Raw genomic sequence first — 17,412 nt, 5'->3', positions numbered from 1 at the left:
TTGCCTGTCAGTGTGCCGCGTTGCAGCCGGAAGGCGGAAATACCGCTTTGTCATAGGGGCTATATGCTTAGTCTATGGCCCGCGCGGTTGACGCGGCGCGGGCCGGGCACCTCAGCCGGTGGCCGGGTCCGGGCGCTTTCGCCACCGCGCCGGGCCGGAGACATGGATCGATTGCCCGGTGGTATCGACGGCAACGGTCACGGGCATATCTTCGACCTTGAACTCGCGCACGGCTTCCATGCCCAGATCGTCAAAGGCGACCGGTCGCGCGCTTTTGATCGCCCGAGAGACCAGCACCGCCGCCCCGCCCACCGCGATCAGATAGGTGGTCCCGGCCGCCGCAATCCGGGAAACGGTATCCGGCCCGCGTTCGGCCTTGCCGATCATCGACACCACCCCCTGATCCAGCATCATCTGGGTGTCGCCGTCCATGCGCGTGGCCGTGGTGGGGCCAGCGGGACCAACCACTTCGGTGCCGACCGGGTCGACCGGACCGACATAATAGATCACCCGCCCTTGCAGGGAGAACGGCAAGGCCTCGCCCCGCGCAAGAATGTCACGAATGCGGCGGTGCGCAGCATCGCGTCCGGTCAGGATATGGCCGCTGAGCAGCAGTGTCTCCCCGGCGGTCCAATCGGCCATCTCAGCCTTGGTCAGCGTGTCGACATTGACCCGGCGCAGGTTTGCCATCGCCGATGTGGCGTCGATGTCGGGCCACAGGCTCAGGTCGGGCGGGTCTAAATAGACCGGCCCATCGCCGGTCAGTGTGACCTTGCCGTGCCGGTTCGCGGCGCATTGCGGCATCAACGCCACGGGTTTTGACGCGGCGTGCGTGGGATAGGACGTGACCTTGACGTCAACCACGGTCGTCTGCCCGCCAAGGCCCTGCGCGCCAATTCCCAGATCGTTGATCCGCTGATACAGTGCGATCCTCAGCTCTTCTTCGGCGGTATCGGGCCCCCGTCGCAGCAGCGCGGGCATATCGATTTCATCCATCAGGGCGCGTTTTGCCAGCAGCATGGCCTTCTCGGCGCTGCCGCCAACCCCTACTGAAATGACCCCGGGCGGGCACCACCCCGCGCCCAGACCGCTGACCGTATCGACCACCCAGTCGGCAACCGAGGCACTTGGGTTCAGCATGGCATAGCGGGCCTTGTTCTCGGACCCGCCGCCTTTCGCTGCCACCATCAGTTCCAAAGTCTCGCCCAGACAGCTTTCCACATGGGTCACGGCCGGGGTGTTGTCGCGGGTATTGCGCCGCGCGAAGATCGGATCGGCGACCATCGAGGCGCGCAGCGGATTGCCCGCGTCCAGATAGGCCAGCCGGACCCCAGCATTGATGCAGTCCTCAAGGCTTTGATCGCCTGAGATCGTCACCCGCTGGCCAAGCCGGGCAAAGACCGTCACCATGCCGGTATCTTGGCACACCGGACGATTGCCAAGGGCGGCCATCCGGGCGCTTTGCAAGATCTGGCCGATGGCATCGCGGGCCGCGCCGCTGCCTTCGCGCTTATAGGCTTCGCTTAAGCGCTGAATGTAATCCGGCGCATGGTAAACCGCGATGTACTGCAACAGCGCGCGGATGGTCTCGGTTATGTCATCGCCCCGGATGGTGGTCATGCTGCGTCCCTGTCCCTTTTGGCAGTGAGCATGGGCCAAGTTCGGGGCGAATGCGACATCGCGGGTCATAGGTTGGCACGATGCCTGTTATAGCCGCAGACCGAGGGCCTAGCCCTCGCGGTGGCCGGTCATGGGCGGCGGTGGGGGCGGGATCAGTGCGAGGTCCGGTCAAATGTCCGGATCGTGCGCGTGTCGACCAAATGCGCGGTCTGGGCAACAAAGGTCTGAAGATGCCACGTGGCAAGGTGTTCATCATAGGCCTCGCGGTTGTCGAACAACTCATAGACCCAGACCTCGTCCGGCACGGCACTGTCGGTGCAAACGTCGTATCTGCGGCACCCCGGCTCATGAAGACGCGACCCGTCAGCATTTTTCTTCAGCAGGGGTAGAAACATGGCCATCGCGTCCGGGGCGACCTTGAAGGTGACGATCACTGCATACATCGTGCGGGTACTCCTTCCTTCGGTGTCGCACCCAATCGGTCAACCTGCCCAACATCACCTGCCGCAAGATGTCGTGGGCTGCTGATCTGAAACAAGAGCGACCTCCGTCTTCGTGTCCGGTCATGATGACAGCGCAAAGAAGAGGGTCAACCAGAAAACGCCCGTGATTGTCGCGGCGTCCTGCGGTCGGGCGCAGACAAAAACGGGCGCGGCCTTGGTGCAGGCCGCGCCCGATCGGCGCAACCGGGCGAGGCCCGGTGCATCAAAGGGATTGGTCTAATCCTTCAGGATGGCCATGCTGTCGCTGTTCCAGCCAACCCAAACTGATCCTTCGCCGGTGGCTGCCGCCGAATCCGACGCGACATAGGCCTGCAACAGCCCGTCACTGGTGCCGTCGATCTGCACATCGACCCGCATGCGACTGCCTTTGAAGACCCGGTTCACGATCCGCGCGGGCAGGGCATTGTCGGCAGTGGGACGCTCGGCAAAGACCTCGACCTTTTCCAGCCGGAGCGAGGCCGTGGCGGCCTGGCCGCTGGAGAGGGCCAGTTGCGGCACCCGACGTCCGCGCAGAACGGCACCGTTCCAGTTCAGGCCGACTTCGTCGCCGCTGATCATGGAGATGGTCCCGGACAGCAGGTTGGTCTCGCCGATGAATTCGGCGACAAACCGGCTTGCGGGCCGAAAATACAGGTCCTCTGGACTGCCGTCTTGTTCGATCCGCCCGGCATTCATCACGACGATGCGGTCTGACATGGTCAGGGCTTCGTCCTGATCGTGGGTGACGAAGAAGAAGGTCTTGCTGGTGCGGCGCTGAATCGCCTTCAGTTCCTGCTGAACCTGCCCGCGCAGTTTTGCATCCAGCGCGCCCAGCGGTTCGTCCAGCAACAACAGCGCCGGGTCAGGGGCTAGCGCCCGGGCCAGCGCAACGCGCTGCCGTTGCCCGCCCGACAGTTGCTCAGGGTGGCGGTCGGCATAGCTGGTCAGTTCCAGAAACGACATCAACTCGTCCAGCCGCGCGGCGATCTGAGCCTTGGTCATGCCCTTAAGTTCCAAGCCGAAGGCAATGTTCTGGCGTACAGTCATATGCGGGAACAAGGCGTAATCCTGAAACACCATGTTCACATTGCGCCGGTTCGGCGGCAGCGCGGTCACATCGGTGCCGTCCAGAATGATCCGGCCGGTATCGGGCTTTTCGAACCCACCCAAGATGCGCAGGGTGGTGGACTTGCCGCAACCAGACGGCCCAAGGAAGGTCACAAACTCACCTGCCTTGATGTCCATATCCATATGTTCGACGGCCATAGCCTTGCCGAACCGTTTCGAGATGCCGTCGATATGGGCGATGGTGGTCGGGTGATCGAGCATAGATCAGGTTTCCTTTTTCATGCGACGCATGGATCGCTCTGCCCAGATGCCCAAGAAGGCGGTCAGGATCAGCACGACCGTAGAGATGGCGTTGATTTCCGGGGACATCCCCGAGCGCAGCTTGGCAAAGATCAGGACCGGCAGGGTAGGCTGATAGCCGCCCAAGAAGAAGGACCGGACAAAATCGTCAAAGCTGAGCAACATGCAGAACACGCTGGCCCCGATCAGGGCAGGGCGCAGATAGGGCAAGGTGATCCGCACGAAGGTGACCAGCGGGTCGGCGCCCAGATCTTGGGCCGCTTCGCGTTGACTTTTCGGCAGGGTACTGAGCCGGGCCATGACCACGAGGCAGACAAACGGCACGTTGTGGACCGCATGGGACCAGATGATCGCGAACATGCCCGGCTCGATCCCCAGAACCCGGGCATAGATGCGAAAGGCGATGGCCGAAATGATCCCCGGCACCAGCGCGGGCAGCACCATCAGCCCGAACATCACGGCACGGCCAAAGAACTTGCGATCAGCCAACAGCACCGCGATCCACGTGCCGACGAACAGGGACACCACCGTCGACAACAGTGCGATGGCGGTGGAATAGCCAAAGACCGTCAGGACTTCGGTGTCGCTGAAAACGGCAAGATACCAGTCGAAGGTCCAAGACTTGATCGGAAAGCCAATGAACTTGCTGTCTTTGAAGCCCATCATGATCATCAGGATCAGTGGCACGAAGACATAGACCACGAAGGCCCAATAGATCACGGACATCATGATGCGGGTTGAGCGGCTCATTTGCGGCCTCCTTTGGACAGCCGGTTCATGCCGCTGAGGAAGGCCCCAGTCAGGGCCAGAGAAGCCAAGAACATGATGCAGGCAAAGGCGGCCCCCGTGGGCCATTTGTCCCCGGCCACATGGAAGAACCCGGCAATCGTTTCGGCAAAGACGGTGGTATTCGGCCCGCCCAGCAAGACCGGTGTGCCGTAATACCCGGTGGAAATCAGGAACACGAGGGTGGCGCCAGAGCCGATGCCTTCATAGGTCAGAGGCAGGGTCACCCGGCGAAACCGGGTCCACGCTCCGGCACCCAGATCAGCGGCGGCTTCCGTATAGCTGGCGGGGATTTTCTCGAGGGCCGAATAGAGCGGCATCAACATGTAGAGGGCGGTGAGATAGATGATCCCGACGCTGACCGAAAAGCCGGTATACATGAACGGAATGGGCCGATCGATCAGCCCCAGCGATTTCAGGATCAGGTTCACCGCGCCGGTATTGCCCAGCAAGATCATGATCGCGAAGGTGCGCACGATTTCGCCGACCCAGAACGGGATCAGCAGCAGCAACAGCAGCGCCATCCGGTTTTCACGTTTGACATGGCGGGCAAGGAAATAGGCGACCGGATAGACGATGATCAAAGTCGTGAAGGTCAAAACCACTGCATAAATCAGGGTCCGCATGAACGGCATCATGTAGACCGGTTCGCGGAAAAACAGCAGGTAATTGTCAAAGGTGAACTTGGCTTCTTGCCCCGGTGGCCGCGGATAGGCGTCGGTGAAACTGACGCTGACCATTTGCACGATCGGCCCAAGATGCTGGCTGAGCACCCAGATGATGGGAGGGAGAAGAAGGATCAGGAAGCTGCGCCGCTGCGAGGCAAACAGCACGTCTACAAATTTTTGGTAGGGCTGCGATCGGGCAAGGCTGCTCCACAGGGATCGTGGACCGGCGGCAGCGGCGGTCCCGGCAGCGGCCCCCTGGGTCGGAGCGTCGGACGTCATGGATACCTCGTGTGGAAAATGGGCGATGCCGGGGCCCGGATTGGGCCCCGGTGGGATGGTCAGTCCGTGCTTAGGCGGCTTTGATCTGCTCAACGGCGGGATCGACCAGATCGTATTTCAGCGTGTTCGCTTCCGCCCGGAAGAAGCGCAAGCCTTCCAGTTCTTCGTCGCTGAAGGAGGTCGCCTTGCGTTCAATCTCGCTCAGGTATTGCGCCGAGTCCTTGTAGGTCGAGATGAAGCCAGATTCCTTGGTCATCTCAGCGCCGACTTCTGGCGAGGCCAGCAGCGCATTCAGGAACAGATAGGCATTGTCAGCGTTGGGCGCGTTATTGGCAATGTTGAACGTGTAGACAAAGCCATAGCTGCCTTCGCGCGGGATCGACATGGCAACCGGGAAGCCGTCGGTGATCAGCTTGGCGGCCGGGCCGTTCCACGTTTGCGCCAGAGCGATATCCTGATTGATGAACATCTGCTGCACTTCAGCGCCGCCATCATAGTATTTCCGCACCAGCGGCTTCTTTTCGATCAGGAAGTCGCGGGCTTCTGCCACCACTTGGGCGGCTTTTTCCGGATCGTCCATATAGGCGACCATATTGCCGTCATGCCCTTGATAAAGCATGACAATCGACATCATGTCCTGAATGACATAGGCAGTCTGCTTTGCATATTCGTCAGAGAATATCGTGTCCCAGGTTTTGGCTTCCTCGGCATCGACCAATTCCGAGTTGTAGGTCAACACTTCGGCCCCCGACAGGATCGGCGCGCCCCATTTGTGACCGTTGATCGTGGCCCAGTCACCGTCTGAATAGATCGGGTTCAGGTTGCCCCAGTTGCTTAGGCGGTCGGTGTCGAGCGGCGCCAGCAGATCAGATTCGATGAACTGAAGATAGCGGTGCCCAGCCACGGTCATGATGTCGACGGTCGGGTTTGGCGCTTCGGCGGCCAGCAGGTTGAATTGCTTGCCCTGATCATCGACCAGACGAACGTTGACCTTGATGCCGGTCTCGGCTTCGAACTGCTCTTTGAAGGATTCCGGCACGAAGTTGTTATAGGTCCAGATGTTGACCTCGCCGCCGGCAGCGTGGGCACGCCGCAGATAGGCCGGGCTGGCCAACAGTGCCGAGCCGGCGGCCGCAGTATGGATGAACCGACGGCGGTTCAGGATAAGTTTGGTCATTTGGGGTCTCCTTGTTGGTGAGTTCAGGCGTCAGCCACGTTGTCGTGGTCTTATTGTCAACCAGTCCGGGCAGCGGCCTGAAGGGAATCCAAGGTCATGTTGCTCAGCCCGAGGCTGGGTAAGAGCTGATTTTCGGCAGTGAAATCCCGACCGTACATAGCCGAGAAGATCGTGACCCCCGCCTGATGCAACGGCGCGGGACATCCGGCAAGTTTGCCCAATGCGACCGTGACGACAAGCCCATAAGGCACATCTTCGGTGACATAACGGCTGTCGGCGGACGCTGGACCGGTACCGCCTGTTCCTTTGGCATGCATCGCCTGATTCATTTCCGAGATTGAAGCGACGGGCACATGAAACGACAGATGGAAATGTTCAAAGATGGTGCGAACGGGCAGGTTCAACGCCTCGGCAATGGCCAACCGTTCCAGATCCAGTGCTTCCAGCAGGGTGCCGATCTTGGGGGTCAGGTTCTGGCCTTGCCCCCACGTTTCGCCGCGCTCCATCCGGCTCATGTTGCCAAGGGCGATGCCCATATGGTTCTGCGGGTTGAGATTGGACAAAGAGATCGCCAAAAGCCCGTCGCGCAGCACGAAGCGGTCACCGAACAGCGACTGGCACAGGGCGAAGCCTGCCTCGGTACCGGTGTCGGGCAGCACGCACATATCAACCCGGGCGCGGACGGTATTAACCTGCACATGGGTCAGATCGGGCTGCCGTCCGGTGGTCACGGTCGTGCCCCATGCGATGATCGGGGCCTTGATGCCGCGCGCCGCCAGAAGCCGCGCCAGATAGAGCGCACCCAACGAGGCATGGGACGAGATGATGACCGGCTGATCCGCCCGCAGATGCGGCGCCAGCGCATCCATCACCGCCTTGTGGCCGTAGGCTGGCAGCGCCAGCAGGATCACGTCATTGTCGCGGGCCAGTTGCGCCGCGTCTGCGGCGACGGCGGGCGCAAAGGTATCTTCGATCGCGCCTTTGGCGGTTAGGGGCGTACCTGCCGCCAACGCCTTTGTGCGCGCGCCCGAGGGCGACCACAACATCGGGGCATGACCGTTTTGCTGCAGTAACGCCGCTGTGCCGAACGCAATGGCCCCAGCGCCGGCGATGCCGACCTTCATTGATGAGCCGCTCATGCTGAGACCTCGTTGCGAATGGGGTCACCCAGCACATGCATCAGCCGGTTGGCCCAGCCGAACAGCGCGGATGACAAAGTTAAATCAAGAATTTCTGCGTCGTCCAATCCAGCGGCGCGCAGGTCAGCGATATGGGTTGGCCCGGCCTCGCTGGGACATTTCGACAAGGCCAGAGCATACTCAAAAATCGCCCGGTCCCGTGCGCCAAGGGCCGCAGAGGTGCCGGTAGCAAAGATCGCATCGGTGACGGCGGTGTCTTTGGCCAGTTGGGCGTGACGGTTGGCATGGACAGCGGCGCAATAAATGCAGCGGTTGACCACCGAGGCCGCAATGGCGCCGACTTCGCGCTCGGCCCGGGACATTCCGCCAGCATCGTACATGATCGCGTTGAATAGCGGCGAGCGCACTTTCAATGTTTCCGGGTCGTGGGCCAGCACCAGAACATAATCCGAAACTTTGGTGTTGGAGGGCGTGACCTGCAACGCATCCAGTTGTTCCGGGCTGGCATCGGGCAAGGACACCGGGGCGACCCGGGGCCTCCATGTCGGCACCGTGCGGGTGAATTTGTGGATCACATCGGTCATGCGCTGGCCTCGGACAACAGGGTCAATCCGGCAACAAGCCGGATCTGGTAGCCTAGAAAGGCATTCAATTCGGTCAGGCGTACGATGTCGGCGTCCGAGACCCCGGCAGCAAGAAGCCCTGAAATATCGTCGGCGGTGATATCACGCGGACGGGCAGCGACCTTGTCCATAAAGGCCAGAAGCGGGGCGAGATCGTCGTCGGCGCCGGTGTCCAGAGGGTTGGCCAAGGCGGAATGTTCGGTGCCCATCATCGCGCCATAGTGATCGGCCAGAACTTGGGCATCGTTCAGGCAAGCGATGCGGCAGGCCAACGCGGCGCGCATCCCATGCGGCCAAGCGCCGGGATCGGCGGGACGCAACACCGCGTCTTCGGCATCTTGGGTCATGGCAAAAATGTTGGCGCGGCTCAGAACGGCCTGTCCGGTGGCGGTGGCTTCGGTGATGCCAGCGGCTTTAACCGCGGTTCCGGCCCAGAGATCGGGGGCGTTGGTCATGCAACTTGTCCTGTCTTGGTCATGGGGGGCAGTGGCGATGCAGTCCATTCGTCGCCCAGAAGCTCGGGCGTGGCGTAGCTTTGCAACCGCTGCCAATGGGTATTTGCGTCTTCGGCATAAAGCCGTTCGGACAGGGCGCGCGCCATCCATGCGGCCCCTTCCGAGACACCCGGAATGTCGCCGCTGATTTTTCCCAAACTGGCGGTAGACGCATAATTGAAGCAGTACACATTGGCCAGCCACGGGGCGGTGCCGACGACACGTTCGCGGAAGGTAAAATCACGGTTGAGGTAGGGGAAGCGCCCCAAATCCGGGTCTTCGTCCCCGGCGGGCGGGGTATAGACGTCGCGCCAAAGCAGGATGTCGCCCGCCGCCGCGCCAAATTCGGTGCGGGCCATCGGATCAACCGAAAACCCGGTGCCGAGGATCAGGAAGTCGGTCTCAAGCGCAGTGCCATCGGCAAACTGGATGTGCAACTCGGTGCCGGTGTCGGTAACGGCGCTGACGGCTTTGCCAAAGTGGAAAAAGGCGTTGTCATGGCGGCTGACGCGCAGGGTCGATCCGCGCGGAGCCGGGGTCTGGGTGGCAAAGGAATAGTGCATAAAGCGCCAGCGCTCGGCATCGGAGAGCCCCTGAAACCCGGCGTTGAAGCCAAAGCTGCCAATGCCCATCATCTTGTTGATCGTCGGCATTTCGCTGCGCCGGATCAGGTGGCGGACCTCGGCGGCGCCGGCCTCCAAGGCTTCGGCGGCGTTGTCGATGGCGGATGCGCCAACGCCGACCACCGCCACGCGCTTGCCCTTAAGCGCCGCGAAATCGATGGCGTCGGACGAATGCGCCCAGCGGATTCGCGGCGTGTTCGCCACAAAGGCTGGGATGGTCGGATGGCCGGTGCCTTCGCGGCCGGTGGCATAGACGATCTTGCGGGCCAGAACCGATTCACCGGTCGGCCCGGACCAGCGCAACCGCAGGTAATCGCCCTCGGGCGTGACTTGCTCCAGCGCGGTGCCGTTTTCGATGGGAACGTCCAGGACTTGGCGATACCAGCGCAGATACTCCATCCACATCGGGCGCGGAATCTTGTCAAGTGCCGCCCAAGCCGCGTCGCCATGCTGGGCCCGGTACCATGCCTGAAAGGTCAGGGCGCCAAGGCCGAAGGCGGGGCCGGTCAGGGTCTTGGGCGACCGCAGGGTTTCCATCCGGGCATAGGTCAGCCATGGTCCTTCGAAACCCGCGGGGTTTCGGTCGATGATGCGGATGTTGCGCAGCCCGGCCATGCGCAGCGAAAGCCACGCCACCAGCCCGCACATGCCGCCACCCACGATCACCACATCGGTGACCTGTTCGCCAGACACGCTATGGGTCGGGACCCAATCGTTGCCGGGGTAGCACAGGCATGCCAGATCATAGCGAAGACGGGCCTCCAGTCCGGCAAGGCCGGTATCGCTGAAGGTCTGTGGTGGGGTGTGTTGCGCGGCCTCTGGCATCGTGTCTCCGTTTCGGGTGGGGGTCTGTCTCATCGCGCCCAGGTCGGATGATGGTCGTCGATATGAAATGCGTGCAGGTGGGTGTGGTGGGACCCGTCCGCGTGAATATCGCGCAGATGCGGGTGATCGCCCGGCAGGTCGGGGTGCGAGTGCATCCGCTCTAGCGGGTCATCGGCGGGCCAGACCTTGAGGGCAACCAAGGTCGTGGCCGCGCAGGCCACCCCGAGCACGGCCAGCGCCAGTTCCGGGCGGATCACCGTGCCAAGCCATCCGGCCAGAGGATAGGCCAAAAGCCAGCCAGCATGAGATAATGAGAATTGCGCCGCAAACAGCGCCGGACGGTCCGCCCGTGTGGCGGATTTGGTCAGCACCAGCCCGCCCGGGGTCAGAACCAGCGAGGACGCCGCCCCGAACCCGGCCCAAAGCAGCACCAAACCGGGCTCAACCAGCGGCAGCAGGATCAAACAGGACAGCAGACCGAACAACAGTCCGCCAATCGCCATGAGCCGGCGTTCGTTGATGCGGCGCAAAAGGCGAGGGACGCAAATCGCGGCGATGGCGGCACCCAGACCGTAGCTTGCCATCAAGGTGGGATAGCCGCGCCCGGCATCGCCCAAGCGTAACCCGGCAAAGACCACCGTGTTGACCAGCACCCAACTCAATCCAAGGGCCAAGGCCAGATTGAACAGGAACAGCCCGCGCAGACGCGGCGTCCGCAAATAGATGTTCATCCCCGTCCCCAGACGCGTCAGAAACGGGGTCTTGGCTTTGACTGTGGACGGCGCCCGGCCCGGAATGCGGGCCAAGGCCAGCGCGGTTGCCGATAGGGCGAAACACAGGGCCGCCAGCGGATAGAGCAGCGGCGGCGAAATCACGGTCAGCGCCAGCCCGGTCAGGGCAGGGCTGAGGATTGACTCGAAGGTATAGGCCAGACGCGACAGGGCCAGCGCCTTGGTATACTGCGCCTCGTCGGGCAAGATGTCGGGGATTGTCGCCTGAAACAGCGGGGTGAACGCGGCAGACGCAGCGTAGAACAAAAACGCCAGCAGCGCGATTTGCCCCATGCTGGTCGCAAATGCCATGGGCAGCACCAGCCCCAACCGCAGCACATCCAGCAGCACGAGGGCACGCCCCGGCGCGACCCGCGACAGGGCCACTTCGGCGACCGGGGCCAAGCCGACATAGGCCACCATTTTCAAAGCAAACAGACCGCCGAGGATCAGCCCGGCCGCCGCAGTTCCGCCAAACCGGTAAGCAGTCAGCGCCAACGCAACCGTCAGGATGCCGATGCCCAGCAGCGACGTGACTTGGGCTGCGAACAGTTTTCGAAACACCGGATCACGAAGGGGATGCATCACGCCTCTGCTTTCATGGTTGCATCCCCTTAAGCAACTTCGGTCGCGCTTTCGGGCCGGAACCGGGCATTGGACAGGTCTGCCAAATACCGCTCGGCGTGGCGTGGGGCGGTTTCGGCCAGATCGGTGACTGCCGCGATAATGGCGTCGACCTTGGCATCGCTCATCAATACCGACAGATTAAGCCGCACCCAGCCGGGCTTGTCAATTTCCACGCCCGCATCCAATGCCGTCAAAATGGCGTCTGACTGATCCGCGTCGATCCCCAAAAGATGGTGGGCGTAGGACCCGGCACAGGCGCAGCCGCCCCGGGCCTGAACCCCATGAACATCGCTTAACAAGCGGGTAAACAATTGGTGGTGGACCAGCGCGCCCGCGGCATCACGGATGCGGAACGAGAAGATCGGCAAAACGTGCGGCGCATCGGGATTGCCCAGCAGGTCGATCCGCGGGTTGTCTGCCCATGCCGCCAAAGCCCGTTGGCGCAAGGCTTGCTGGCGCGAGGCAAGCCAGTCAGCGCCCATCGCCTCTTTGATCAACAGCACCAAAGCCGCGCGAATATCGCCCACCACATTCGGGGTTCCGCCCTCTTCGCGATCGGCCAGACTGTCCGAATAGACATGCATCCACGGCGACACGAACGACACCGTCCCGCCGCCGGGAAGGGTCGGGGTCTTGCGCCGCGCAATCGCGTCACGGATCACAGTCACGCCCGACGCGCCGGGACCACCGGGAAATTTGTGGCTTGAAAAGACGATGGCGTCCTTGGCGGTGTCGGTTCCGGCATTCATCGTCATCGGCAGGTAGGGGCCGCCGCCGCCGTAATCCCAGACCGACACTGCGCCGTACTGCTTCAGAATGCGGGTCACAGCGTCCACATCGGTGACGATGCCGGTAACGTTGGACGCCGCCGAGAACGATCCGACCACCAGTGCCGCGTCTTTCGCATCCGCAAGGACCGCTTCGAGGACCGCCAAATCAGGCCCGCCATTGGCACCTTCGGGGATCTCGTGCATCTCGGCGCCGGATTCGCGCCATGGCAGCAAATTAGAGTGATGTTCATATGGACCAACGAGGACCACGACCCGCTCGCCTGCGCGGGCAAGCTCTGCGATGTCAAGCAGGCCGACGATGCGGTTGAGCCCGCCGGTGCTGCCTGATCCGGTGAAGATGACGCTGTGCCCTTCGGGTGCGCCGACGATGCGGGCAATCTCGGATCGGGCCTCTTCGCGCAGGCGGGTGCTGAAGCTGCCGCAAAACGATGCTTGGGTGTGGGTGTTGGCATAATAGGGCAGCACGCGTTCCAGAATGAACCGCTCCACCTGCCACAAGGCCCGGCCTGAGGCCACATAATCCGCGTAAATCATCGGCTTTGGCCCAAATGGCCCATCTACGACCGCATCATCGCCGATCAGACCCGCACGCAGGTCATCAATCAGGTCAGGGCGGCGTAGCGTAGCAGAAAACTCGGCTAGCGGGGTCATCAGGTTTCTCCAAGGCGGTAAGTCAATTCGGCTTCGGTGAGAAGACGATAGAAATCAGACGAAAACCCCACACAAATTACGCCATTTGGCGGGAGTATCGGGTCATTTGAGCGGCTTTTGGCAGAATAACAGATCAAGCTCAAGGAAGTTTGCCACAGACCAGATCAAGTCCACTTTTGCGGCAGCGCGCGAACAGTTCTGTCGTTGACCTATGGCGGGCGACGTATAGGCTTGGCCCTATGACCCATTCGACCGCCTTTCAAACCCATCTCTCTCAAACGCTTGCCGCCATCGACGCCGAAGGCCTGATGAAACACGAGCGGCTGATTACCTCGGCACAATCCGGCCGGATTTCGGTCGGGCTGGGCCCGGATGCACGCAGCGGTGTCCTTAATCTGTGCGCCAATAATTATCTCGGTCTGGCCGATCATCCTGCGTTGATCGCCGCCGCCAAAACCGCGATGGAAGATCACGGCTTTGGCATGGCGTCGGTGCGGTTCATTTGCGGCACCCAAGACCTGCACCGGACTTTGGAACAACGGCTGGCGGCCTTTTTAGGCAAGGACGATGCGATCCTGTTCGCGGCCTGTTACGATGCCAATGGCGGCTTGTTTGAGCCGCTACTTGGGCCCGAAGACGTGATCATCTCGGATGCCTTGAACCATGCGTCCATCATCGACGGGATCCGGTTGTGCAAGGCTGGGCGGATGCGCTTTGCCAATGGCGATATGGCCGATCTGGATGCCAAGCTCAAACAGGCCCGGGCGGATGGTGCGCGGTTCATCATTATTGCCACCGATGGCGTCTTTTCCATGGACGGCACCCTTGCCAAGCTGGACGAGATTACCACCTTGGCCCGGGCCTATGGCGCGCTGGTCATGGTCGACGATTGCCACGCGACCGGGTTCATGGGTCCGCAAGGGCGCGGCACGCCGCATCATTTCGGAGTCTCCGATCAGGTCGATGTGTTGACCGGCACCTTGGGAAAGGCGCTTGGCGGGGCACTTGGCGGTTATATTGCCGGGTCGCAATCCGTGGTGGATCTGCTGCGCCAGCGGTCTCGGCCCTATCTGTTTTCCAACGCGCTGCCCCCAGCGATCGTGGCGGCGGCACTTAGCGCGCTGGATCTGGTCGAAGCGGCGGATGATCTGCGCGACTCTTTGTTTGAAAACACTCGGTTTTGGCGCGAAGGATTGGATGAGCTGGGCTTTCGCCTGCTGCCGGGCGCACACCCCATCGTGCCAGTGATGCTGGGCGATGCAGTTCTGGCCCAGAAGATGGCGGCCGCGCTGTATGATCGCGGCGTCTATGTGGCGGGCTTTTTCTTTCCGGTGGTCCCAAAAGGGCAGGCGCGGATCCGCACCCAGATGAACGCACTACTCACCCGGGCAGATTTAGAGTTTGGTTTGAATGCCTTTGCCGAAGCGGGCAGAGAGGTCGGCGCGCTATGAGTTCGAATGAAATGAAATCCTTGGTGAAAGCCCGTCCCGAGCCGGGCCTGTGGATGGAGCGCCGCCCGGTGCCAGAGATCGGCCCCGACGATGTGTTGATCCGGATCAATAAGACCGGAATTTGCGGCACCGATATCCATATCTGGAACTGGGACGAGTGGGCGCAAAAGACCGTGCCGGTGCCGTTGGTGACCGGCCACGAATTTGCCGGTGAAATCGTGCAACTTGGGGCGAATGTTGAGGGGCTTAGCCTTGGACAGCGTTGTTCGGGCGAGGGGCATTTGATCGGACGCAACAGCCGCCAAAGCCGGGCGGGTAAATTTCACCTTGATCCGGCCACGCGCGGGATCGGCGTAAACGAAGCGGGCGCATTTGCCGAATATCTACGGCTTCCGGCCTTTAACGTCGTGCCGCTGCCGGATGAGATTGACGACGAAATCGGCGCGATCCTCGATCCACTGGGCAATGCGGTGCACACCGCGCTGAGCTTTGATTTGGTTGGCGAAGATGTGCTGATCACCGGTGCGGGTCCCATTGGCATCATGGCCGCCGCGGTTGCGCGCCATGTCGGCGCCCGCAATGTAGTCATCACCGACGTTAATCCCGAACGGCTGGCTCTGGCTGAAACCGTGGCCGATGTGGTGACGGTGAATGTCGCAAAGGAAGCACTGCCAGACGTGATCCACCGCCTGAAGATGCGCGAAGGCTTTGATGTCGGCTTAGAGATGTCCGGCAACCAGCAGGCGTTAGATCAAATGGTCGAAGCCCTTGTGATGGGCGGACGGATCGCGCTTTTAGGGATTCCGCCCGGAAAATCGCCGGTTGATTGGTCGCGGATCGTGTTCAAGGCGATCACCATCAAAGGCGTGTACGGGCGCGAGATTTTTGAAACTTGGTACAAGATGATCGCCATGCTGCAAAACGGCTTGGACATCCGCAAGGTTATCACCCACCGTTTTTCGGTCGATCAGTTCGACGAGGGGTTCGCGGCCATGCGGTCGGGAAAAAGTGGCAAAGTGGTTCTGAGCTGGACCTGATCTTGGGGCCAGCCGCGCGGCACCATGCCTCTTGCCTCTGGCACTAGACGGCATAGGCTGCGCCGGGACCACAGGAGGAAAACTAATGAAGTGTCTGGCATCCGCAATTCTGGGCTTGTCCCTGATCGCCATTCCGCTGTTCACCGGTGCGGCCGTCGCCGCCGACGCAGCCGCAGGCGAGAAGACCTTTTCAAAATGCAAAGCGTGTCATGCGGTCGTCGCTGACGATGGGACGGTGATCTACAAGGGCGGCCGCACCGGGCCGAACCTCTATGGCGTTGATGGTCGCGCTGCGGGCTCTGTCGAGGGGTTCCGCTATGGCCGGTCAATGGACGAAGCGGGCGCAGCCGGTCTGGTCTGGACCGAAGAGACGTTCAGCGGCTATTTGGCCGACCCGAAGGCCTATCTTGGGTCCTATCTGGATACAAAATCGGTTCAGGCCAAAATGGTGTTCAAGCTGCCAAAGCCCGAGGACGCGGCAGATGTCTGGGCCTATCTGGTTTCGGTTGGCCCCACGGCGGACTGAAGCAAAGATCGGGGCCGCCCAAGCCGCCCCGATCTGCCGTCCATCCGGAACGTGATCAGACAAACGCCGAAAAGATCAACGCCGCGCACCACATGCCAAGGCCAAAGACCACATGGGCCAGCACCTGTAGGGCGCGCAATCGCGGCGGATTTGGTGTGCGGCTTCCAGCGATGCCGTTGCCCATTCCAGGGCTCATGATCAGCCAGCCGGCCAGAACTGTGACCACGCCGACGACAAAAGGCTTTGCAAAGGTCGGGGCGCTCAACCAGCCCGGTCCGCCCCAGATCACTACGATGGCCGCGAACAAGATGCCGATGGCGTAATGGCCAATCCAGCCGATCGCGGTTTCATTCGGAATTGGCGTGGCATCTGCAATCCGATCGTGGCGGAATTTGCCGCGCGCCAGATGGCCGAACCAGCGACCAGGCAGCGCCCACGCAGGCATCGGTGCCGATTGAAGCTTGGCTATGAGCCGCACCCACAGATCAAAGATTGCCGTTCCAAGCAGACCGATGAAGAGAATGCCAAGAAATGTCATAAAACCTACCCCTTATCCACGATGTCTCCGGCGAGTTTCTGGCAGGATCCCAGCCGATGCAATGCGGTCATACCCGGTTTCATTCGGCGGTGCACGCCTGCCATCAGGGTCGAATGGAGAATTGCGGGCCGGTAGACGCGCTAACTTGATAATGACAGTTATGGTAAAAGTAATGACACTTTTGGAACGACCGCTGTTATCATAAGTCACATAAGTGATCCGCTATAGCGGAAGCGATTTGTGAAGCCGCAGTGCGACCGTCAATGCGGTTCGTGCCGGTCAAAAGCGAAGAGGTGCAGGCGACGGCTATGGTCTTCCGGGTTCGTGAATTAATGATACGGCAGCGTACTCAACTCATCAATGCTGACCCTTCAGCCTTTCAGATCGCGACAGAACCCAATAAAGAGAAATGGCCGAAAGTTGGTGACGAGGCGGTCAGGCGGCGGTTTGAAGTTGCTTGATGCCGTCTCTGAATTCAATCCCCTGAACGATTTCCGGCAGGCGGATTGCGCCGTCGAGTTTTCGCCATTTGGCTTGGGCTGACATCATCAAACGGAATGCCATGGCCAGACCGGTTTTCCGGCTCAGGCATCCTTTGGTTTTTCCTGTGGGATGGCGGACGGTGGCGAACATGCTTCCGATCGGGGTGAAGGTCCGGTCGTGCTTCCAATGCTCGGTCGGGTAGTCGTAGAAGTTGAGCAAGACAGCGCGGTCTTTAACCAATTTTGGCGACCGCCTTGTCGTATTTCACGCGGTAGGTTTCTACAAAGAAATCGAAGGCCGTCTCGGCTTCGGCTTTGGTCTCGGCCTGGCGCTGTTGCGCAAAACTGAAACGGGCCGCATTCCCCCTTTCCCCAGACACACTTATCCTACGGATTTCGTGACGGGTATTCCGAGGGCCGTGAACCGGTTCAGCACGGCCGCTCGGATCTGAACC

Annotated in this window: 16 protein-coding genes and 2 pseudogenes; 4 read left to right on the top strand and 14 right to left on the bottom strand. The window is 61.2% G+C overall.

Annotated elements, in window-relative coordinates; genetic code table 11:
* Nucleotides 1-111 precede the first annotated feature (111 nt).
* The 12 genes from BV911_RS13685 to BV911_RS13630 all read right to left on the bottom strand — a co-directional run bounded on the left by BV911_RS13685 (nucleotide 112) and on the right by BV911_RS13630 (nucleotide 12,923).
* Nucleotides 112-1,620, bottom strand: coding sequence for a fumarate hydratase (locus BV911_RS13685; protein ID WP_086054187.1), 1,509 nt, complete (start codon nucleotides 1,618-1,620; stop codon nucleotides 112-114).
* Between the two features lie 152 nt (nucleotides 1,621-1,772).
* Complete coding sequence (locus tag BV911_RS13680) at nucleotides 1,773-2,063, bottom strand: putative quinol monooxygenase (protein WP_086054186.1); 291 nt, start codon at nucleotides 2,061-2,063, stop codon at nucleotides 1,773-1,775.
* 276 nt (nucleotides 2,064-2,339) lie between these two features.
* On the bottom strand, nucleotides 2,340-3,431 hold the full coding sequence (locus BV911_RS13675; protein WP_086054185.1) for an ABC transporter ATP-binding protein: 1,092 nt from the start codon (nucleotides 3,429-3,431) through the stop codon (nucleotides 2,340-2,342).
* A 3-nt stretch (nucleotides 3,432-3,434) separates the two neighbouring features.
* On the bottom strand, nucleotides 3,435-4,220 hold the full coding sequence (locus BV911_RS13670; RefSeq protein ID WP_086054184.1) for an ABC transporter permease: 786 nt from the start codon (nucleotides 4,218-4,220) through the stop codon (nucleotides 3,435-3,437).
* Nucleotides 4,217-5,203: an ABC transporter permease gene (locus BV911_RS13665; protein ID WP_139840091.1), complete on the bottom strand. Its 987-nt coding sequence runs from the start codon at nucleotides 5,201-5,203 to the stop codon at nucleotides 4,217-4,219. The genes BV911_RS13670 and BV911_RS13665 overlap by 4 nt, the downstream gene beginning before the upstream one ends.
* 70 nt (nucleotides 5,204-5,273) lie before the next feature.
* Nucleotides 5,274-6,380 (bottom strand): PotD/PotF family extracellular solute-binding protein, encoded by a 1,107-nt coding sequence (locus tag BV911_RS13660; protein ID WP_086054183.1) that lies wholly within the window; start codon nucleotides 6,378-6,380, stop codon nucleotides 5,274-5,276.
* A 56-nt stretch (nucleotides 6,381-6,436) separates the two neighbouring features.
* On the bottom strand, nucleotides 6,437-7,519 hold the full coding sequence (locus tag BV911_RS13655; RefSeq protein ID WP_205963858.1) for an NAD/NADP-dependent octopine/nopaline dehydrogenase family protein: 1,083 nt from the start codon (nucleotides 7,517-7,519) through the stop codon (nucleotides 6,437-6,439).
* Complete coding sequence (locus BV911_RS13650) at nucleotides 7,516-8,103, bottom strand: peroxidase-related enzyme (protein WP_086054181.1); 588 nt, start codon at nucleotides 8,101-8,103, stop codon at nucleotides 7,516-7,518. The genes BV911_RS13655 and BV911_RS13650 overlap by 4 nt, the downstream gene beginning before the upstream one ends.
* Entirely contained in the window at nucleotides 8,100-8,597 is a 498-nt protein-coding gene (locus BV911_RS13645) for a hypothetical protein (protein ID WP_086054180.1), read from the bottom strand. Before BV911_RS13645 ends, BV911_RS13650 begins: the two co-directional genes overlap by 4 nt.
* Entirely contained in the window at nucleotides 8,594-10,084 is a 1,491-nt protein-coding gene (locus BV911_RS13640; RefSeq protein WP_086054179.1) for an NAD(P)-binding domain-containing protein, read from the bottom strand. The genes BV911_RS13645 and BV911_RS13640 overlap by 4 nt, the downstream gene beginning before the upstream one ends.
* Before the next feature lie 29 nt (nucleotides 10,085-10,113).
* Nucleotides 10,114-11,439: an MFS transporter gene (locus tag BV911_RS13635; RefSeq protein WP_371588196.1), complete on the bottom strand. Its 1,326-nt coding sequence runs from the start codon at nucleotides 11,437-11,439 to the stop codon at nucleotides 10,114-10,116.
* A 29-nt stretch (nucleotides 11,440-11,468) separates the two neighbouring features.
* Nucleotides 11,469-12,923 carry an aminotransferase class V-fold PLP-dependent enzyme gene (locus tag BV911_RS13630; protein WP_086054177.1) on the bottom strand — a complete coding sequence of 485 codons (1,455 nt, stop codon included), beginning with the start codon at nucleotides 12,921-12,923 and terminating at the stop codon, nucleotides 11,469-11,471.
* 239 nt (nucleotides 12,924-13,162) lie between these two features.
* Between BV911_RS13630 and BV911_RS13625 the strand changes: the two genes are divergently transcribed.
* The 3 genes from BV911_RS13625 (at nucleotide 13,163) to BV911_RS13615 (ending at nucleotide 15,937) form a co-directional block, all read left to right on the top strand.
* Nucleotides 13,163-14,374 (top strand): glycine C-acetyltransferase, encoded by a 1,212-nt coding sequence (locus tag BV911_RS13625; protein ID WP_086054176.1) that lies wholly within the window; start codon nucleotides 13,163-13,165, stop codon nucleotides 14,372-14,374.
* Nucleotides 14,371-15,411, top strand: a complete 1,041-nt coding sequence (tdh, locus tag BV911_RS13620) for an L-threonine 3-dehydrogenase (protein WP_086054175.1) — start codon at nucleotides 14,371-14,373, stop codon at nucleotides 15,409-15,411. The genes BV911_RS13625 and tdh overlap by 4 nt, the downstream gene beginning before the upstream one ends.
* 85 nt (nucleotides 15,412-15,496) lie before the next feature.
* Nucleotides 15,497-15,937, top strand: coding sequence for a cytochrome c family protein (locus BV911_RS13615; RefSeq protein WP_086054174.1), 441 nt, complete (start codon nucleotides 15,497-15,499; stop codon nucleotides 15,935-15,937).
* A gap of 55 nt (nucleotides 15,938-15,992) precedes the next feature.
* Here BV911_RS13615 and BV911_RS13610 read toward each other — a convergent pair whose 3' ends face one another.
* Nucleotides 15,993-16,475 carry a DUF2938 domain-containing protein gene (locus tag BV911_RS13610; protein WP_086054173.1) on the bottom strand — a complete coding sequence of 161 codons (483 nt, stop codon included), beginning with the start codon at nucleotides 16,473-16,475 and terminating at the stop codon, nucleotides 15,993-15,995.
* A 221-nt stretch (nucleotides 16,476-16,696) separates the two neighbouring features.
* On the opposite strand from BV911_RS13610, the pseudogene BV911_RS19200 reads away from it, so the two are divergent.
* A pseudogene (locus tag BV911_RS19200) lies at nucleotides 16,697-16,840 on the top strand (IS110 family transposase); the annotation flags it as partial.
* Between the two features lie 70 nt (nucleotides 16,841-16,910).
* On the opposite strand, the pseudogene BV911_RS13600 reads toward BV911_RS19200, so the two are convergent.
* A pseudogene (locus BV911_RS13600) lies at nucleotides 16,911-17,286 on the bottom strand (IS256 family transposase); the annotation flags it as partial.
* Nucleotides 17,287-17,412: the final 126 nt, after the last annotated feature.

The organism is Pseudoruegeria sp. SK021, assembly GCF_002119405.1.
Classification (GTDB): domain Bacteria; phylum Pseudomonadota; class Alphaproteobacteria; order Rhodobacterales; family Rhodobacteraceae; genus Meridianimarinicoccus.
The sequence above is the reverse complement of the archived record's forward strand: the minus strand, read 5'-3'. Positions and strand labels throughout refer to the sequence as shown.